Annotated in this window: 19 protein-coding genes; 12 read left to right on the plus strand and 7 right to left on the minus strand. The window is 65.4% G+C overall.

Annotated features, from left to right (window positions below; translation table 11 throughout):
* The 5 genes from Q0S71_RS11850 to Q0S71_RS11870 form a co-directional block, all read right to left on the minus strand.
* Positions 1 to 617 (minus strand): biotin carboxylase N-terminal domain-containing protein (locus tag Q0S71_RS11850; protein WP_295995441.1); only part of this gene is annotated, 617 nt, incomplete at its 3' end.
* A gap of 126 nt (positions 618 to 743) precedes the next feature.
* Positions 744 to 1205, minus strand: a complete 462-nt coding sequence (gene accB, locus Q0S71_RS11855) for an acetyl-CoA carboxylase biotin carboxyl carrier protein (RefSeq protein ID WP_295995444.1) — start codon at positions 1203 to 1205, stop codon at positions 744 to 746.
* Between the two features lie 89 nt (positions 1206 to 1294).
* Entirely contained in the window at positions 1295 to 1732 is a 438-nt protein-coding gene (gene aroQ, locus Q0S71_RS11860; RefSeq protein ID WP_295995447.1) for a type II 3-dehydroquinate dehydratase, read from the minus strand.
* Between the two features lie 95 nt (positions 1733 to 1827).
* On the minus strand, positions 1828 to 2418 hold the full coding sequence (locus tag Q0S71_RS11865) for a TlpA disulfide reductase family protein (protein ID WP_295995450.1): 591 nt from the start codon (positions 2416 to 2418) through the stop codon (positions 1828 to 1830).
* On the minus strand, positions 2405 to 3046 hold the full coding sequence (locus Q0S71_RS11870; RefSeq protein WP_295995453.1) for a hypothetical protein: 642 nt from the start codon (positions 3044 to 3046) through the stop codon (positions 2405 to 2407). Before Q0S71_RS11870 ends, Q0S71_RS11865 begins: the two co-directional genes overlap by 14 nt.
* A gap of 97 nt (positions 3047 to 3143) precedes the next feature.
* On the opposite strand from Q0S71_RS11870, the gene mpl reads away from it, so the two are divergent.
* The 10 genes from mpl to Q0S71_RS11920 all read left to right on the plus strand — a co-directional run bounded on the left by mpl (position 3144) and on the right by Q0S71_RS11920 (position 14103).
* Positions 3144 to 4535 (plus strand): UDP-N-acetylmuramate:L-alanyl-gamma-D-glutamyl-meso-diaminopimelate ligase, encoded by a 1392-nt coding sequence (gene mpl / locus Q0S71_RS11875; protein ID WP_295995456.1) that lies wholly within the window; start codon positions 3144 to 3146, stop codon positions 4533 to 4535.
* Positions 4532 to 5110, plus strand: coding sequence for a YqiA/YcfP family alpha/beta fold hydrolase (locus Q0S71_RS11880; protein ID WP_295995459.1), 579 nt, complete (start codon positions 4532 to 4534; stop codon positions 5108 to 5110). Before mpl ends, Q0S71_RS11880 begins: the two co-directional genes overlap by 4 nt.
* Positions 5107 to 5697, plus strand: coding sequence for a chorismate lyase (locus Q0S71_RS11885; RefSeq protein ID WP_295995462.1), 591 nt, complete (start codon positions 5107 to 5109; stop codon positions 5695 to 5697). Before Q0S71_RS11880 ends, Q0S71_RS11885 begins: the two co-directional genes overlap by 4 nt.
* 2 nt (positions 5698 to 5699) lie before the next feature.
* Positions 5700 to 7766 (plus strand): RNB domain-containing ribonuclease, encoded by a 2067-nt coding sequence (locus Q0S71_RS11890; protein ID WP_295995465.1) that lies wholly within the window; start codon positions 5700 to 5702, stop codon positions 7764 to 7766.
* A 176-nt stretch (positions 7767 to 7942) separates the two neighbouring features.
* Positions 7943 to 8836 (plus strand): energy transducer TonB, encoded by an 894-nt coding sequence (locus tag Q0S71_RS11895; RefSeq protein ID WP_295995468.1) that lies wholly within the window; start codon positions 7943 to 7945, stop codon positions 8834 to 8836.
* The gene (aroE, locus tag Q0S71_RS11900) at positions 8836 to 9654 is read left to right on the plus strand and encodes a shikimate dehydrogenase (RefSeq protein ID WP_295995470.1); all 819 of its coding nucleotides are present in this window, start codon (positions 8836 to 8838) and stop codon (positions 9652 to 9654) included. The genes Q0S71_RS11895 and aroE overlap by 1 nt, the downstream gene beginning before the upstream one ends.
* Positions 9651 to 10364 (plus strand): monofunctional biosynthetic peptidoglycan transglycosylase, encoded by a 714-nt coding sequence (mtgA, locus tag Q0S71_RS11905; protein ID WP_295995472.1) that lies wholly within the window; start codon positions 9651 to 9653, stop codon positions 10362 to 10364. Before aroE ends, mtgA begins: the two co-directional genes overlap by 4 nt.
* 15 nt (positions 10365 to 10379) lie before the next feature.
* Positions 10380 to 10829: a DUF4124 domain-containing protein gene (locus Q0S71_RS11910; protein WP_295995475.1), complete on the plus strand. Its 450-nt coding sequence runs from the start codon at positions 10380 to 10382 to the stop codon at positions 10827 to 10829.
* Positions 10830 to 11047: 218 nt separating this feature from the next.
* On the plus strand, positions 11048 to 12778 hold the full coding sequence (locus Q0S71_RS11915) for an ABC transporter permease subunit (protein ID WP_295995477.1): 1731 nt from the start codon (positions 11048 to 11050) through the stop codon (positions 12776 to 12778).
* A 17-nt stretch (positions 12779 to 12795) separates the two neighbouring features.
* Positions 12796 to 14103 carry a nitrate/sulfonate/bicarbonate ABC transporter ATP-binding protein gene (locus Q0S71_RS11920; protein WP_295995480.1) on the plus strand — a complete coding sequence of 436 codons (1308 nt, stop codon included), beginning with the start codon at positions 12796 to 12798 and terminating at the stop codon, positions 14101 to 14103.
* 50 nt (positions 14104 to 14153) lie between these two features.
* Here the strand turns inward: Q0S71_RS11920 and hemL are convergent, their stop codons facing one another.
* Both hemL and Q0S71_RS11930 read right to left on the minus strand, forming a co-directional pair.
* Positions 14154 to 15443 (minus strand): glutamate-1-semialdehyde 2,1-aminomutase, encoded by a 1290-nt coding sequence (hemL, locus tag Q0S71_RS11925; RefSeq protein ID WP_295995482.1) that lies wholly within the window; start codon positions 15441 to 15443, stop codon positions 14154 to 14156.
* Positions 15444 to 15483: 40 nt separating this feature from the next.
* Positions 15484 to 16326, minus strand: coding sequence for a hydroxymethylpyrimidine/phosphomethylpyrimidine kinase (locus Q0S71_RS11930; protein ID WP_295995483.1), 843 nt, complete (start codon positions 16324 to 16326; stop codon positions 15484 to 15486).
* 56 nt (positions 16327 to 16382) lie between these two features.
* Between Q0S71_RS11930 and Q0S71_RS11935 the strand changes: the two genes are divergently transcribed.
* Together Q0S71_RS11935 and Q0S71_RS11940 are read left to right on the plus strand one after the other, a co-directional pair.
* A complete protein-coding gene (locus Q0S71_RS11935) occupies positions 16383 to 16574 on the plus strand; it encodes a rubredoxin (RefSeq protein ID WP_295995486.1) in 192 nt (63 codons plus the stop codon).
* A gap of 155 nt (positions 16575 to 16729) precedes the next feature.
* A complete protein-coding gene (locus Q0S71_RS11940) occupies positions 16730 to 17131 on the plus strand; it encodes a response regulator (protein WP_295995489.1) in 402 nt (133 codons plus the stop codon).
* The last annotated feature ends 16 nt before the right edge of the window (positions 17132 to 17147 follow it).

Consider the following 17147-nt stretch of genomic DNA (forward strand, 5'->3'; position numbering starts at 1 on the left):
TTTTCCAGATACTTTTCCATATACACTTCCGGATTGCCGAAAGCGGAGCCGGCCTCGGTTTTGGTCATGGCGACCGCGTTGATCAGCGCCGCTTCCGTGTGGACCACGCGCATGCCGCGCCCGCCGCCGCCGCCGGCCGCCTTGATGATGACCGGGTAGCCGACCTTGCGGGCAATTTGCACAATCGCCTTGGGATCGTCCGGCAACGCGCCTTCCGAACCCGGCACGCAGGGCACGCCGGCCTTGATCATGGTCTGCTTGGCCGACACTTTGTCACCCATCAGACGGATCGATTCCGAGCGGGGACCGATGAAGACGAAGCCCGATTTTTCCACCCGTTCGGCGAAGTCGGCGTTTTCCGACAGGAAGCCGTAGCCGGGGTGGATGGCCTGGGCGTCCGTCACTTCGGCGGCGCTGATGATGGCTGGCATGTTCAGATAACTCAGCGCCGACGACGCTGGTCCGATGCACACCGATTCATCGGCCAACTTCACGTATTTGGCGTCTTTATCGGCTTCCGAGTGGACCACAACCGTCTTGATGCCCATTTCGCGGCAAGCGCGCTGGATACGAAGGGCAATTTCGCCACGGTTGGCAATGAGGATTTTTTCAAACATGATAGGTTCGCGTAGGTCTGTGAGCGCCGGCAAGCCGGCAACACCATGGAGAGGAAGAATGCGGTACGAAATCCGGGCGGCCCTGAAACGCGCGGTGGGCGACGAAAACGGGGCCGCGAGCCGGACTTAGCCTATCACAAACAAGGGTTGACCGAATTCGACCGGCTGGCCGTTTTCGACCAGGATCTGGGTCACGATGCCGGCTTTGTCGGTATCGATTTCATTGAGCAGCTTCATGGCCTCGATGATGCACAGGGTATCGCCTTCCTTGACGGAAGAACCGACTTCGACGAAGGCGGCGGAGCCGGGCGACGACGAGCGGTAGAAGGTGCCGACCATGGGCGACTTGACGACGTAGCCGGTCGGCTCCACGACAGCGGGGACGCTGGCAGCGGCCGGCGCGGCCGCCGGGGCGGGGGCGGGCTGGTATTGCTGCATGCCTTGCGACGGCATCATCATGACCTGGTTGTGCGCCAGCGCGGACGACTTGACGATGCGGACTTTGCTTTCGCCCTCGGTCACTTCCAGCTCTGCAATATCCGATTCAGCAACCAAGTCTATCAACGTCTTGAGCTTGCGTAGATCCATGTGAAACCCCCAGGAATATCTTGTTATATAAGTGTGTACGGCAACGCCTTGTGGGCGCGGCCGCGCTAAATGCGCGCAGATCGCGTAGATTAACGCTTTTTAAGAACAAAGTCGATGGCTAAGCGATATCCATCGATACCGAGGCCGCAGATTGTCCCTTGCGCGATCGCGCTGAGAAAGGAATGGTGGCGAAATGTTTCGCGCTGATGGATGTTGGAAATGTGGACTTCCACGAAGGGAATGGCGACACCGGCGAGGGCATCGCGCAGGGCGACGCTGGTGTGGGTGAGGCCGCCCGGATTGATGACGATGGCGTCCACGCCTTCCGTGCGGGCCGCGTGGATGCGGTCTATCAGCGCGCCTTCGTGGTTGCTCTGGAAACAGGACAAGCTGGCGCCGCCGGCCGTCGCTTGCGCCACGGCTGCGTGTTCGATGTCGGCCAGCGTGCTTGCACCGTACACCTCAGGCTCGCGCGTTCCCAGCAAATTCAGGTTGGGGCCGTTGAGCAGTAGAAGCTTTGTTGCCATGTCGTCTAGACCGTTTTCCGCGAAAGTTCCGCATTTTGCCGCCTGCGGCCCACCTTGGCAAGAGAAAAAATTGCGAAGAAAACTTGTACTGCTGGTTACAGAGTTGCCAGGTCCGCGCGCAGCTGCTCAAACTTCAACTGGCCCAAATAGGTCTTCTTGACCTGGCCGTCGGCGCCGATCAACACCGTGTAGGGCAGGCCGCCGGCCGTGTTGCCCAGGTCGCGCGACAAGTCCGTGCCTTCCATGCCGCCCACGTAGACCGGGTAGCTGATCTTCATGCGGCCGGCGAACTCGGCGATATTGGCCTGGCTATCGATGCCGATGCCAATGATTTGCAGTTTTTTTCCCGCTTCCGACGTCGCCAGCGCCGACAATTCCGGCATTTCGCGCACGCAAGGGCCGCACCACGGGGCCCAGAAGTTGACCAGCATGGGCTTGCCCTTCCATTGCGCCAGCGCCTGCTTGACGCCCTGGCTGTCCGGCAGCGACTGCTGGAACAGCTTGTCGACCGGACCGGTCGCGCCGGCCGCGCCCGGGGCCGCCGCAGCGCTGGCGGGGGCGGGAACCGGAGCGATGGCGGCCAGCGCCGCCGCTTCCTTCTGGTTTTGATGCGAACCGTACCAGGCGCCGGCGGCGCCGAAGGCCAGGGCGATGACGGCGATGGCGATGAGATTATTTTTCTTCATGGTCTTGTACAGTGAGTGGATTGCTAATTAAGAGTGCGCGCACGCCGGCCAGGTCGGCGCGCAGCGGCTTGCCGTCGCTGCGAGCCTTGAGGGCGCCGCGCAAGTCGTCCAGATCATACAGGGCGGCGTGCACGCCTTCCTGGCGCCAAAGGAAACTGACGGTCTCGACCGGCTCGAAGCGCGGTCCCTTGAAGTGGGGCGACTCGGAAATGTCGACCGTCAGGTTTTTGTTCAACAAATAGATTTCGACATCCTTGGCGCTGTCGGCGAACAGCTGCAAGTGGATGTCGTCATGCGGCCCGGCCGTGCCGTTCAAGACGGCGCCGGTCAGGAAGGGGTTGAACCGTTCCAGCTCCTCCATGACCTGCACGGCCACCGTGCGCAGCTGGAACAGCCGCGCCGGCTGGCTGTCGGCCTGGAACAGCGCGTGATACAGGCGCACTTCGTTTTCGATTTGCGCGTTGTCGGGCAATAGCTGTTCGTTGCCGTGAGATTCGCCGAGGATCTGGCGCGCGGCCTTGCGCTTGGCGCTGCCGTAGTCGGCCCCGTCCTGCGCGATCAGGCGCGCGGCGGCGGCGGCGATCTCGGCTCGCAGCAGCTGGACTTCGGCAAAGGGAAGGGACGTCATGGCCGAGATGATACTCTGAAGCGGATAAAGCCGCCGCCTCGGGTAAAATCCCATTCGGGTAAAATCCCATATCTATCAGGTTCAATCCTCACACCACATGCACATACACATACTCGGCATCTGCGGCACCTTCATGGGCGGCCTCGCGGTCCTGGCGAAAGAAGCGGGCCACCGCGTCACCGGCTGCGACGCCCATGTCTATCCGCCGATGAGCACCCAGCTGCAAGCCCAGGGCATAGAACTGATCGAGGGCTACGGCCCCGAGCAGATCGACCTCAAGCCGGATCTGTATGTGATCGGCAACGTGGTCTCGCGCGGCAATCCGCTGATCGAAGCCATCATGAACCGCAACCTGCCGTTCACGTCGGGGCCGCAATGGATGGGCGAGCACATCCTGCAAGACCGCTGGGTGCTGGCCGTGGCCGGCACGCACGGCAAGACCACCACCTCGGCCATGCTGGCCTGGATACTGGAAGACGCCGGCTACGCGCCCGGCTTCCTGATCGGCGGCGTGCCGATGAACTTCGGCGTCTCGGCCCGGCTGTCCGGTTCGGCCGGCGGCAAGAGCGCCGACTCGGCCTTCTTCGTCATCGAGGCCGACGAGTACGACACCGCCTTCTTCGACAAGCGCAGCAAGTTCGTCCACTACCACGCCAAGACCGCCGTCCTCAACAACCTCGAATACGATCACGCCGACATCTTCCCCGATCTGGCCGCGATTGAAACCCAATTCCACCACCTGGTGCGCACCGTGCCCGGCATAGGCCGCCTGATCGTCAACGGCGACGAACCGGCCTTGCAGCGCGTGCTTGACCGTGGCTGCTGGAGCGAGCGTGAACACTTCGGCCGCGCCGACGGCGTCGACTGGGCCATGACCGAGCATGACGATGGCAGTTTCGACGTCCTCTTCAATGGCGCGCCGTCCGCCACCGTGCGCTGGCAACTGACGGGCAAGCACAACCGCGCCAACGGGCTGGCCGCCATCGCCGCCGCCCGCCACGTCGGCGTGCCGGTGGCGCAGGCGGCCGCATCGCTGGGCCGCTTCGAGAACGTCAAGCGGCGCATGGAGGTGCGCGGCGTGGTCGACGGTATCACCGTGTATGACGACTTCGCCCACCATCCGACGGCCATCGCCACCACCGTCGGCGGCTTGCGCCAGAAGCTCAGGCACGAGGCCGCCGCCGGCCGCATCCTGGCCGTGCTCGAACCGCGCTCAAACACCATGAAGCTGGGCGCCATGAAGGACGCCTTGCCGGGCAGCCTGGCGGACGCCGACCTGGTGTTCGGCTACGGCAGCCACGAGGCGCTCGGCTGGAGCCTGGCCGACGCGCTGGCGCCGCTGGGCGAACGGGCCGGCGCCTATGAAGATATCAGCCTGCTGGTGGCCGCCATCGCCACGGCGGCCCGGCCGGGCGACCACATCGTCGTCATGAGCAACGGCGGCTTCGGCGGCGTGCACCAGAAAATCCTGGAAGCGCTGGCGCGATGATTTTATATCTGCACGGTTTCCGCTCGTCGCCGAAATCGATGAAGGCGCGCCTGGTCGGCGAGCGCATGGCGCGGCTGGGGCTGGCGGCCGACTACGTCTGCCCGCAGCTGCCGGCCTCGCCGAAGGCGGCGATGGCGTTGGCCGACAGCTTGATCGCCGGCGTGCCGGCCGATCAATTGGCCATCGTCGGCTCCTCGCTGGGCGGCTATTACGCGACCTGGCTGGCCGAGCGCATCGGCTGCCGCGCCGTGCTGCTCAATCCGGCCATCGTGCCGCTTCAGGATCTGGATAAGCACGTCGGCGTCACCACCCAGTTCCACTCCGACGAACCGTTCGAATTCAAGCGCTCTTATATAGAGGAGTTGCGGGCGCTGGCCGTGGCCGGCATCACCGATCCGCAGCGCTATTTCCTGATCGCCGCCACCGGCGACGAAGTGCTGGACTATCGCGACATGGTGGCGCACTATGCGGGCGCGCGCCAGCGGATCATTGCCGGCAGCGACCACGCCATCGCCGAGTTCGCGGACTACGTCGACACGGTGCTGGCCTTCTGCGGCATCGAAGGCGCGCGGTGAGGGGGCAGTCGCTGCGGCAAGCGCCATGGCACACCCACATCGGCGGCCCGAACCCGCCGGCGGCGCTGCGCCACTGGCTCAGCGGCGGCGGTTCGCTGACGGCCAAACTGAAACGGCACAGCGAACAATTCCGCGTACAGTGTCTGCACCAGCGCACGGCGCGCTGCCTGAGCGACGAGGCCGGCGCCATCGGCCTGCACCAGCCCGGCCGCGTGTGGGAGCGCGAAGTGCTGCTGCGGTGTGATAATACGCCGGTGGTGTTCGGCCACACGGTGGTGCCGATGTCGGCCACGGCCACCGACTGGCCGCTGTTCAGCGCGCTGGGCGAGCGTTCGCTGGGCAGCACGCTGTTCGGCGACCCGCGCGTGCGGCGTGGCGTTTTGGAATTTGCAAGATTGCGGGAAAGTCATCCCCTGATGCAGCGCGCCCGCGCTGCGCTGGGGGCCGGCGCCCATGAAGAACAAGCGCTGTATGCGCGGCGCTGTCTGTATCAGCGCCGCCAGGGATTGCTGCTGGTGACCGAGGTCTTCCTGCCGAGCGTGCTGGACCTGCTGCCGCAGCCCATAACAACAACCAACATAAGCTAGCAATGAATCTATTTTTCGAAGAATCCGGCGACTTCAAAGTCGGCACCGTGCTGTCGCAGGCGGGCGAGGCCTACCAGGTGGAGATGGCCAGCGGCAAGCGCACCAAGGTCAAGATCAAGGACGTGCTGCTGCAATACGAGAAACCGGCCCCGGCCGACCTGATGGAACAGGCCAGGAAAGTGGCGGCCGACATGGACCTCGACTTCCTGTGGGAAGTGGCGGGCGAGGAGGAGTTCGACTTCGCCGAGCTGGGCGCCGAATATTTCGGCCACGCGCCGCTGCCCTTCGAGGCGGCCGGCCTGATCCTGAGCCTGCACTCGGCGCCGATCTACTTCTATAAAAAGGGGCGCGGCCGCTACAAGGCCGCGCCCGAGCAATCGCTGCGCGCGGCCCAGGCCGGCATCGAGAAAAAGAAACAGCAGGCGCTGGTGCAAGCCGAATACGTCGAGGAACTCAAGGCCAACCGCCTGCCTGCCGCCATGCAAAACATGGTGCTGCAACTGTTGTTCAAGCCGGACAAGAACACCATCGAATACAAGGCCATGGAAGCGGCCTGCAACGAGCTGCACACCAACCCGCAGCAGCTGATGCTGGCCTGCGGCGGCGTGGCCTCGCCGAAGGAACTGCACCTGTCCAAATTCCTGTTCGAGAACTTCCCGCGCGGCGCCGGCTTCCCCGACGTGCCCGTGCCGTCGGCGGCCACCAAGCTGCCGACCGCCGCCGTGGCCGCGTTCTCCATCGACGACGTCACCACCACCGAGATCGACGACGCCTTCTCGGTCGTCCGGCTGGACGACGGCATGGTGCGGGTCGGCATCCACATCGCCGCGCCGGCGCTGGGCATCAAGCCCGACGACGCGGTCGACAAGATGGCGCGCGCGCGCATGTCCACCGTCTATATGCCGGGCGACAAGATCACCATGCTGCCGGACGCCATCGTGCAAGCGTTCACGCTGGCCGAAGGCAAGACCTGCCCGGCGCTGTCGCTGTACGCCACGCTGGACCCGGCCGACTGGAGCGTCATCAGCACCGAAACGCGGGCCGAGCTGGTGCCCATCGCCAGCAACCTGCGCCACAACGACCTCGACGAGCTGGTCAACGAGGAAACCCTGGCCAGCGGCGTGGGCGACTACGCCCACAAGGACGAGCTGGCGCTGTTGTGGCAGTGGGCCCAGCAGCTGGAACAGGGCCGCATGAAAAAGCGCGAAGGTTTCGGCCTCAAGCCGGAGCAGAACAACCGCGTCGACTTCAATTTCTACGTCGAGGACGACGTCGTCACCGTCACCCGCCGCAAGCGCGGCGCGCCGCTCGACAAGATCGTCGCCGAGCTGATGATCTTCGCCAACAGCAGCTGGGGCAAGCTGATGCACGAGCACGGCGTGCCCGGCATCTACCGCAGCCAGGGCGGCGGCACCGGCGGCTGGGCCGCCAAGATGCAGGTGCGCATGGTCACGCACGCGGCCCCGCATCAGGGGCTGGGCGTGGACCAGTATGCGTGGTCGACGTCGCCGCTGCGCCGGTATACCGACCTGGTCAACCAGTGGCAGATCCTGGCCTGCGCCGAGCACGGCGTGACGGCGCCGCTGGTGGCGCCGTTCAAGCCCAAGGACGCGAATTTGTTCGCCATCGTCTCGCAGTTCGACGCGGCGTACGCGGCCTACGGCGACTTCCAGTCGAATATGGAACGCTACTGGTGCTTGCGCTGGCTGGGCCAGCAGGAGGCGCGCCAGGTCGAGGCCGTCGTGCTGAAGGATGAAGTGCTGCGCCTGGTCGACATCCCGCTGATTATCCGTTTGCCGGGCATGCCGTCGGTGGCGCGCGGCGCCCAGGTCAAGCTCGACATCCTGCGCTGGGATGAGGTCGACCTGACGATCGAAGCGCGCTTGCTGGAAATTCCGGCGGCCGTGACGGTGTCCGGCGATGCCGAGCTCGATTACGAGGATGAGGAAGAGGGCGCCGAGGGCGAAGCCGGCGCCGGCGAAGCGGCGGATGCGGCCGAAGTCGACGGTGCCTCCGGCCCCGAAGTCGAAGCCGCCGAAATCGCCAGCGAAGCGCCGCTGGCCGAGTAGCGCAACCGGGGACCCCGGTCTCGCCGCCGATGCCGGTCCGCCGGCAAAAAGGCGACGCCGGGCGCGCCCAACTTGCCCCGTTGCGCGCCATGGCGCCAAAAACATTCAAGGCCTCCCCGTGTTTGTCGTAAAATCAGCCATCCTTTTCACGCAGCATCCTGATTGCCTGGCACCGAGTGAAGTCTTTTCAAGAAAACCGATTCCTGTACACCGCCATCGGCATCTCGCTGCTGGCGCATGGCGCGCTGCTCGCGGTGCATTTCGTCGCGCCGGACGCCTTTCGCATCGAGCCCAAAGATCCGGGCCTGGAAGTCATTTTGGTCAACGCCAAGCACGCGCACGCGCCGCTCAAGGCCGAGGCGCTGGCCCAGGCCAACCTTGACGGCGGCGGCAACGCCGACCTGGGACGGGCCAAGTCGCCGCTGCCGGACATGCGCAAGCAGGAGACCGGCGACAGCGTCAAGGCCGCGCGCCGCCGCATCGCCGAACTCGAAGCGCAGCAGCAAAACCTGCTGACCCAGGTCAGCAGGCCGACGCCGTTCACGGCGCCGCCCGTGACCGAAAAGAGCAAGCCCGATCCGACACCGACCGGCGCCGACCTGCTCGACATCAGCAAGGCCATCGCCCGCTCGGCCGCCGAGATCAGCGAAACCATCGACGACCAGAACAAGCGGCCCAAGAAGACCTTCATCACGCCGAGCACGCGCGAAGTCGGTTACGCCGACTATTACAAGACGATGCAAAAGCGCATCGAGGACATCGGCACGCTCAACTTCCCGCAGGCGAACGGCCGCAAGCTGTACGGCCAGCTGGTGATCTACATCCCGGTCACGCAGGACGGCTCGATCTATATGCGCGACGGCGGCGCCCACGTCGAGAAAAGCTCGGGCAACCCGGCGCTCGACGCCAAGGCGCTGGAGATCGTGCGCCGCGCCGCGCCGTTCGGCCGCTTCCCGCCCAAGATGCTGTCGAACGAACGCGAAGACCTGTGGGTCATCATCACCGGTTTCAAATTCACCCGCGAAGAAAAAATGGAAGCGAGCCTGAGCAACGGCGGCGGAGGCCAGTGATGGACCGCTACTGCGTCTTCGGCAACCCGGTCGCCCACAGCAAATCGCCGGCCATCCACGCCGCGTTCGCGCGCCAGACCGGCCAGCGGCTCGATTACGATAAGCGCCTGGCGCCGCTCGACGGCTTCGCCGCCGCCGTCCACGCCTTCATCGCGGAAGGCGGCAAGGGCGCCAACGTCACCGTGCCGTTCAAGCTCGAAGCGGTGCGCGTGGCGCAGGCGCTGACGATACGGGCCCAGGCCGCCGGCGCCGTCAACACGCTGCACTTCACCGACGACGGCATCATCGGCGACAACACCGACGGCGCCGGCCTGGTGGCCGACATCGTCAACAACGCCGGCGTGCCTATCACCGCCAAGCGCGTGCTGCTGCTGGGCGCCGGCGGCGCCGCGCGCGGCGTCGTGCTGCCCCTGCTCGAACATCGCCCGCGCCAGCTGGTGATCGCCAACCGCACCGTGGCCACGGCCGCCGCCCTGGTCGAGCGCTTCGCCGCGCTGGGCGGCGCCGGCGTGGTGTCGGCGCTCGACTACGCGGACCTCGCCGGCCCGTTCGACATCGTCATCAACGCCACCTCGGCCAGCCTCGATGCCGACCTGCCGCCGGTGCCGGCCTCGGTCTTCGAGTGCGGCACGCTGGCGCTGGACATGATGTACGGCGAGCAGCCGACGGTGTTCATGCAGTTCGCCGCCGACCATGGCGCGTTGACGCGCGATGGCCTCGGCATGCTGGTCGAGCAGGCCGCCGAAGCGTTCGCGCTGTGGCGCGGCGTCCACCCCGACACGGCGGCCGTGCTGGCGCAGCTGCGGGCCGGCGCATGAGCAGGGCGCGCAAGTCCGGCGGCCGGGCGTGGATCAAGTGGATCTGCATCGTGCCCATCGCGCTGGTGCTGGCGGTGCAGCTGTATTTTCTGCTGCAGATCTGGTGGTGGGTCGACCACAATCCCGGCACCACCAGTTTCATGCGCGAGCAGCAGGCCGTGCTGCGCGAAACGAATCCGAACGCGAACATCGAGCAGTTGTGGGTGCCCTACGACCGCATCTCGACCAATCTGAAACGCGCCATCATCGCCTCCGAGGATTCCAACTTCAACGAGCATGACGGCGTCGATTGGGATGCGCTGGAAAAGGCCTACGCCAAAAACAGCAAGAAGCACAAGGTGGTCTCGGGCGGCTCCACCATCACCCAGCAGCTGGCCAAGAATTTGTTCCTGTCAGGCTCGCGCAGCTATCTGCGCAAAGGGCAGGAGCTGGTCATCACCTACATGCTCGAGACGCTGATGGACAAGGAACGCATCTTCGAAATCTATCTGAACGTGGTCGAATTCGGCAGCGGCATTTATGGCGCCGAAGCGGCGTCGCGCCATTACTACAACACCAGCGCGGCCAAGCTGGGCGCGGCGCAGGCGGCCCGGCTGGCGGTGCTGCTGCCCAATCCGCGCTTCTTCGACAAGCATCGCGACTCGCCCTACCTGGCCAAGCGCAGCGGCGTGATCTTGCGCCGCATGGGTTCCGCCGAACTGCCGGACTAATATAAAGGAAGGCGCATGCGTCGCACAAAATCCACTAGCCAGCGCGGCATCAACCTGATTCAGGTGGCGATCGCCTCGGCCGCGCTGGCCGCGATCGCGATGGCGGCGCTGTACGGCATGCGTTACGAGCGCAATCCGCTGATCGACGCCATCGATAAATTGAGCGGCCGCCCGCTGTCGCAGGATATCAAACCGGCGGGCAGGGGACGCGCCGCCGCCATGCCCGGCCCGGCCGTGAACGCGGCGCCCGTGAACGTGGCGCCTGCCGGCGTGCTGCGCAAGTGCGTCATCGACGGCAGGACGGTGTACTCCGACGTCGACTGCAAGGCTGGCAATCCGACCAGCCGCGTGGTCGAAGTCCACCAGACCCACGGTTTCGAAGCGCCCAAAGTCGCGGCGCCCGAGGCGGCCGCCTCGACCCCGCAAAGCCTGCAGGACCAGGCCATCGAGAAAGCGACGCGCTGACGCGGGCCGCCCGCGATGGACGCCGCCGCGGCGCTGGCGGGCCGGCGACTGTCGGCGCGCGCCGTTCCTTTGCGGCGGCAGATCAATTAGAATGACGCCGCCGGCCCCCGCGTCGCGCATACTGTCATTCTGCTGTCACCTCGATCAGTTAAACTAGTTCGTTAAGCTCCACGTATCCACCATCCGTAACGCCCGCCGTTGCCAGAGAAAGTCCACGAATGATAAAAAAACGGCAGTTTTTCCCGCGCCAGGTGGTCGAAGCCGGCGGCAATCGCTGGGACTGGGCCTTGCTGCCCATCGTGCTGGCGCTGTTCGTGCTGCTGGCCTACGGCAGCCAGCAAATGGTGCGGCCCTACCAGGTCGGCGAGACGCTGCCGCTGTCGCTGGAACCCTATTACCTGCCCTACTATCTGCTGCGCACCACGCTGCGCATGGTCATCGCGCTGGGCGCCTCGGTCGTCTTCAGCTGCGTGTTCGCGGCGCTGACCACCAAATTCCGCGTCGCCGAAAAAGTGCTGGTGCCGCTGCTCGACATCCTGCAATCGATCCCCATCCTCGGCTTCCTGTCGATCACGGTGACGGCCTTCATCGCCCTGTTCCCCGGTAATTTGCTGGGCGTCGAATTCGCCGCCATCTTCGCCATCTTCACCTCGCAGGCGTGGAATATGGCCTTCAGCGCCTATCAGGGTTTCCGCACCGTGCCGGCCGAATTGTCGGAAGCGGCCAGCGTGTTCCAGCTCTCGGGCTGGCAGCGTTTCTGGCGCCTGGAACTGCCGTTCGCCATGCCCGGCCTGTTGTGGAACATGATGATGTCGATGTCCGGCGGCTGGTTCTTCGTGGTGGCCTCGGAAGCGATTTCGGTGTCCGGCCAAAACATCAAACTGCCCGGCATCGGCTCCTACATCGCGATGGCGATCGAGCAGCAGAACCTGGGCGCGATCGGCTGGGCCATCCTCACCATGTTGATCGGCATCCTGATGTACGACCAATTATTCTTCCGCCCCCTGCTGGCCTGGGCCGACAAATTCCGCTACGAGGAAACCGGCAGCGACACGGCGCAGGAGTCGTGGCTGCTGACGTGGTTGCGCCGCACCGACCGCACGCAGCAACTGGTCGAAATGTTCGGCGGCCTGCTGGAGCGCTCGATCGCCATGTTCCGCCTTCAGCACGACGGCACCTCGATCCGCGCGCGGCCGCTGCAATCGTCGCTGGCGCCGCAGCGCATCTGGGACGCCGTCATCGCCGCCGTCGTGTTCTACGCCTTGTGGGAGCTGGGCCACTTCATCAGCGCCGAAGTGGGCTGGTCGGAAGTGATGCGGGTCTGCGTGCTGGGCCTCTACACCCTGTCGCGCGTGCTGCTGTTGCTGGCGCTGGCGGCGCTGATCTGGGTCCCGGTCGGGGTCTGGATCGGCATGAATCCGCGCTGGGCCTCGCGCACGCAGGCCGTGGCCCAGTTCCTCGCCGCCTTCCCGGCCAATTTGATGTTCCCGGTGGCGGTGGTGCTGATCGTGCGCTTCCACCTCAATCCCGACATCTGGCTGTCGCCGCTGATGATCTTGGGGACACAATGGTATTTGCTGTTCAACGTGATCGCCGGCGCCTCCACCGTGCCGACCGAATTGCGCCACGCGGCGCAGAATTTCGGCCTGACCGGCTGGCTCAAATGGCGGCGCTACCTGCTGCCGGCGATCTTCCCCAGTTTCGTCACCGGCGCCATCACCGCCACCGGCGGTTCGTGGAACGCGTCCATCGTGGCCGAATACGTCAGCTGGGGTCCGACCACCTTGCAGGCCCATGGCCTGGGCAGTTACATCGCCGAGATGACGGCCGCCGGCGACTTCCCGCGCATCGCGCTGGGCATCGGCGTGATGTGCATCTTCGTCATGAGCTTCAACCACTTCGTCTGGCGCCGGCTGTACCGCATGGCCGAGAGCCGGCTGCACTTTTAGCATAGCGAGAAATTCTTATGACTCAAGCAATCGTCGAACTGAAGTCGGTCGGCAAACACTTCAAATCGGCCGACGGCACCGCCCGTTCGGTGCTCGAAGGCGTCGACTTCGCGCTGCATGAAGGCGAGATCGTCGCGCTGCTGGGCCAATCCGGCTCCGGCAAATCGACCATGTTGCGCATCATGGCCGGCCTGCTGCAAGCCGACAGCGGCCAGGTGCTGTATCGCGGCATGCCGCTGTACGGCACCGCGCGCGGCATCCGCATGGTGTTCCAGTCGTTCGCGCTGTTCCCGTGGCTGACGGTGCAAAAGAACGTGGAACTGGGGCTGGAGGCGCAGGGCATGCCGGCGGCCGAGCGCGCGGTGCGCGCCGAAAAAGTCATCGACCTGATCGGCCTGTCCGGCTTCGAGGGCGCGCTGCCGCGCGAGCTGTCGGGCGGCATGCGCCAGCGCGTCGGCATCGCGCGCGCGCTGGTGATGGAGCCGGAAGTGCTGCTGATGGACGAGGCGTTTTCCGCGCTCGACGTGCTGACCGGCGAACGGCTGCGCGAAGAGATACTCGAGCTGTGGCAGTCGGGCCAGATCCCGACCAAGGCGATTTTGGTGGTGTCGCACAATATCGAGGAAGCGGTGATGATGGCCGACCGCGTGCTGATCTTCGCCAGCGATCCGGGACGGGTGCGCGCCGAGCTGCCGATTTCGCTGCCGCAGCCGCGCAAGGCCGCCAGCGCGGACGTGCGGGCGCTGATCGACAAGGTGTATGAGTTGATGACGGCCGGTTCCTCGCGCAAGGGCCTGATCAGCGAGAAGGAAGTCAAGCTGCAACTGGGCGACCGTCTGCCGCAGGCCGACATCTCGCACATGGAGGGCATACTGGAGCTGCTGGCCGAGGAGCCGTTCTCGGGCCGCGCCGACCTGCCGCAACTGGCCGAAGAAACCGAGTTGACCGACGCCGAACTGCTGCAGGTGTTGAACGCGCTGATTTTGCTGGGCTTCGCGTATCTGACCGACGGCGATATTTTGTTGACGCTGTTGGGCAGCGAGTACGTCGCCGCCAACAACGCCGAGCGCCAGGAGATCTTCGGCAAGCAGCTGCTCGAGCATGTGCCGCTGGTGGCCTACATCTGCCACGGCTTGCAGCAGGACCGCTCGGGCGATCTGCCGGAGGACCTGTTCCTCAAGCTGCTGCGCTTCACGCTCAACGAGGAGGAGGCCGAACGCGCGCTGCGCGTGGCCATCGAGTGGGGCCGCTACGGCGACCTGTTCGAGTACAACTTCAACACCGGCGTGATCCAGCTGCCTAAGGACGACCAGCCGGACGACTAAATAAAAAAGGGACAGTTTTTAAACTGTCCCTTTTTTTGCGCTATCGGCGATTATTTCGCCAGCTTCTTGAACACGCGGCGCGCCGCGGCGATGGTCTCGTCGATGACGGCGTCGCTGTGCTGCGCAGAGACGAAGCCGGCCTCGAAGGCGGCCGGCGCGAAGTACACGCCTTCGTCGAGCATGGCGTGGAAGAACACATTGAAGCGGGCGCGGTCGCCGGCCATCATTTCGGCGTAGTTGTCGGGTGGCGTGGCGCTGAAGTACAGGCCGAACATGCCGCCCACCGAGTCGGCGCAGAAGGCGATGCCGGCCTCCCGCGCGGCCGCCGTCAAGCCTTGCGCCAGCCGCGCGGCCGTCGCGCTTAGCCGGTCGTAGAAGCCGTCTTCCTGGATCAGCTTCAAGGTCGTCATGCCGGCCGCCACCGCCACCGGATTGCCCGACAGCGTGCCGGCCTGGTAGACCGCGCCCAGCGGCGCCATATTGCCCATCAAGGCCGCGCTGCCGCCGAAGGCCGCCACCGGCAGGCCGCCGCCTATCACCTTGCCCAGCGCCGTCAGATCGGGCTTGATGCCGTACAGCGCCTGCGCGCCGCCCAGCGCCACGCGGAAGCCGCACATCACTTCATCGAAGATCAGCACCGCGCCATGCTCGGTGCACAGCGCGCGCATGGCTTGCAGGAACGCGGGCGTGGCCTTGATGAGGTTCATATTGCCGGCCACCGGCTCGACGATCACGCACGCGATCTCGTCGCCGAAGGAGGCGAAGGCCCGCTCCAGCTGTTCGACGTCGTTGTAGTCGAGGACCAGGGTGTGCTTGACGAAGTCCTCCGGCACGCCGGCCGACGTCGGGTTGCCGAAGGTGAGCAGGCCGCTGCCGGCTTTGACCAGCAGCGAGTCGGCGTGGCCGTGGTAGCAGCCTTCGAACTTGACGATCTTGTCGCGCCCCGTGGCGCCGCGTGCCAGGCGCAGCGCGCTCATGGTGGCCTCGGTGCCCGACGACACCAGGCGCACCTGTTCGATCGACGGCACCAGCTTGCAGATTTCCTCGGCCATCTCGACCTCGCCTTCGGTCGGCGCGCCGAACGACAGGCCGCGTGTGGCCGCGTCCTGCACCGCCTTGACCACCTGCGGGTGGGCGTGGCCGACGATGGCCGGACCCCAGGAACCGATGTAGTCGATATAGCGCTTGTCGTCGGCGTCCCAGAAATACGGGCCCTCGGCGCGCGTGATGAAGCGCGGCGTGCCGCCGACCGAGCGGAAGGCGCGCACCGGCGAGTTGACGCCGCCGGGCGTGGTTTTCTGGGCGCGGGCGAACAGCGTATCGTTTTTCGAGATGGTCATGTCGGTGTCTTCGCTAAAGGAGTGGGAGCGCGGCCGCCGCTTACGACAGCGCGGGGGTCCGCAGTTGGAAAAATCGGTTCGGCACCAGCTTGCCCATGCCGTAGCGCTGCGCGTGCGCCAGCGCGCCGACGGTGTAGGCCTGCGCGGCCAGCACCGCGTCCGGCACCTCGGCGCCGCGCGCCATGTGGGCCGTGATCGCGGCCGACAGCGTGCCGCCGGCGCCGATGAAGGGGCCGGGCAGGTGCTGCCACAGTTCATGGCTGACCATGCCCTCGGCGCCGAACAGGGTGTTGGCCAGCACCGAGTCGCCGTGGCCGGCGCCGGCCGCGGTGCCGGTCACCAGCACGAATTCGCAGCCCAGCGCGAGCAGGTGCTCGACGTCGGACTCCATCGTCTCGTCGGCCGATTCGCGCCAGGTCTCGGCCAGCCGGCCCAGCTCCACCAGCGACAGCATCAGCAGCGTGGCCTGCGGCACCAGCAGCTGGCGCATGGCCGTCAGCAGTTCCTCCTCGTCGTGGTCGCCGTCGTCGCCGCGTTCGGGCAGGCGCGACGAAAACGGGTCGAGGATCAGCGGCGCGTCCGGATAGTCGGACAGGATTTCGGCGATGGCGGTGACGTGTTCGACATGATCGAGGGCGCCGACCTTGAAGGCCGAGACGGCGGCGTCTTCGAGCACCACGCGGGCCTGGTCGGAGACCCAGTCGGGATCGACGTCCTGGCTGTCCTCGATGCGGGCGCTGTCGCCGATCAGCAACGCGGTGGTGACCGACAGGCCGTTGCAGGACAGCGCGGAGAAGACGGCCAGGTCGGCCTGGACGCCGATGGCGCCGACCGGATCGGAGACGCCGAACGTCAATATGAGAGGAGAAGTTTGGTTTTGCACGTCGGGTAGATTAAGATACCTAATTCAGCATTTTACTTGATTGAAGGGTGGCAGACGTGAGTAGTAATGAAACAACGCAGCAGTTCCAGACCTGGATGTGTTTGATCTGCGGCTGGATCTACGACGAAGCGGCCGGCCTGCCGGACGAGGGCATCGCGCCGGGCACGCGCTGGGCCGACGTGCCGATGAACTGGAGCTGTCCGGAATGCGGCGCGCGCAAGGACGATTTCGAGATGGTCGCCCTGTAACGGCGGGCCGCGCCGGCGCCATCGCCGGCGGCGCCGTTTCGGCCGCCGCCGCCGCCGCGGTTTTTTCGTTCGCCACCGGGCGGGCGGGCCACCGAAACACCGGCGCGCGACGCCATTCAATGTTATCGTATGGCATCTTTTCAGCGAACTGAAATATGACGACAACGCCGCAAGCAAACGCTTTGAAAATCATGGTGATAGACGACAGTTCCACGATCCGTCGCTCGGCCGAGATTTTTTTGACCCAGGCCGGTTATCAGGTGGTGCTGGCCGAAGACGGTTTCGATGCGCTGGCCAAGATCAACGACCACCATCCGGCGCTGATTTTCTGCGACATCCTGATGCCGCGCCTCGACGGCTACCAGACCTGCGCGCTGATTAAAAAGAGCGCGAAATTCCATGCCACGCCGGTGCTGATGCTGTCGTCCAAGGACGGCCTGTTCGACCGCGCGCGCGGCGCCATGGTCGGTTCGGCCGCCTATCTGACCAAACCCTTTACCAAAGACAGTCTGCTGACGGCGGTGCGCGAGCACACCGGCGGCGCCCTTACAGAATAAGCTCGCGCTCTCAGAT

Source organism: Rugamonas sp., assembly GCF_025354735.1.
Classification (GTDB): Bacteria; Pseudomonadota; Gammaproteobacteria; order Burkholderiales; family Burkholderiaceae_D; genus Rugamonas.

Bases quoted from the DNA above. Each gene is read 5' to 3' on its own strand.
- Q0S71_RS11920 (WP_295995480.1), top strand. From the start codon at position 12,796: ATGACTCAAGCAATCGTCGAACTGAAGTCGGTCGGCAAACACTTCAAA.
- accB (WP_295995444.1), bottom strand. From the start codon at position 1,205: ATGGATCTACGCAAGCTCAAGACGTTGATAGACTTGGTTGCTGAATCG.
- Q0S71_RS11940 (WP_295995489.1), top strand. From the start codon at position 16,730: ATGACGACAACGCCGCAAGCAAACGCTTTGAAAATCATGGTGATAGAC.
- aroQ (WP_295995447.1), bottom strand. From the start codon at position 1,732: ATGGCAACAAAGCTTCTACTGCTCAACGGCCCCAACCTGAATTTGCTG.
- Q0S71_RS11865 (WP_295995450.1), bottom strand. From the start codon at position 2,418: ATGAAGAAAAATAATCTCATCGCCATCGCCGTCATCGCCCTGGCCTTC.
- Q0S71_RS11915 (WP_295995477.1), top strand. From the start codon at position 11,048: ATGATAAAAAAACGGCAGTTTTTCCCGCGCCAGGTGGTCGAAGCCGGC.
- hemL (WP_295995482.1), bottom strand. From the start codon at position 15,443: ATGACCATCTCGAAAAACGATACGCTGTTCGCCCGCGCCCAGAAAACC.
- Q0S71_RS11910 (WP_295995475.1), top strand. From the start codon at position 10,380: ATGCGTCGCACAAAATCCACTAGCCAGCGCGGCATCAACCTGATTCAG.
- Q0S71_RS11890 (WP_295995465.1), top strand. From the start codon at position 5,700: ATGAATCTATTTTTCGAAGAATCCGGCGACTTCAAAGTCGGCACCGTG.
- Q0S71_RS11880 (WP_295995459.1), top strand. From the start codon at position 4,532: ATGATTTTATATCTGCACGGTTTCCGCTCGTCGCCGAAATCGATGAAG.
- aroE (WP_295995470.1), top strand. From the start codon at position 8,836: ATGGACCGCTACTGCGTCTTCGGCAACCCGGTCGCCCACAGCAAATCG.
- Q0S71_RS11870 (WP_295995453.1), bottom strand. From the start codon at position 3,046: ATGACGTCCCTTCCCTTTGCCGAAGTCCAGCTGCTGCGAGCCGAGATC.
- mtgA (WP_295995472.1), top strand. From the start codon at position 9,651: ATGAGCAGGGCGCGCAAGTCCGGCGGCCGGGCGTGGATCAAGTGGATC.
- mpl (WP_295995456.1), top strand. From the start codon at position 3,144: ATGCACATACACATACTCGGCATCTGCGGCACCTTCATGGGCGGCCTC.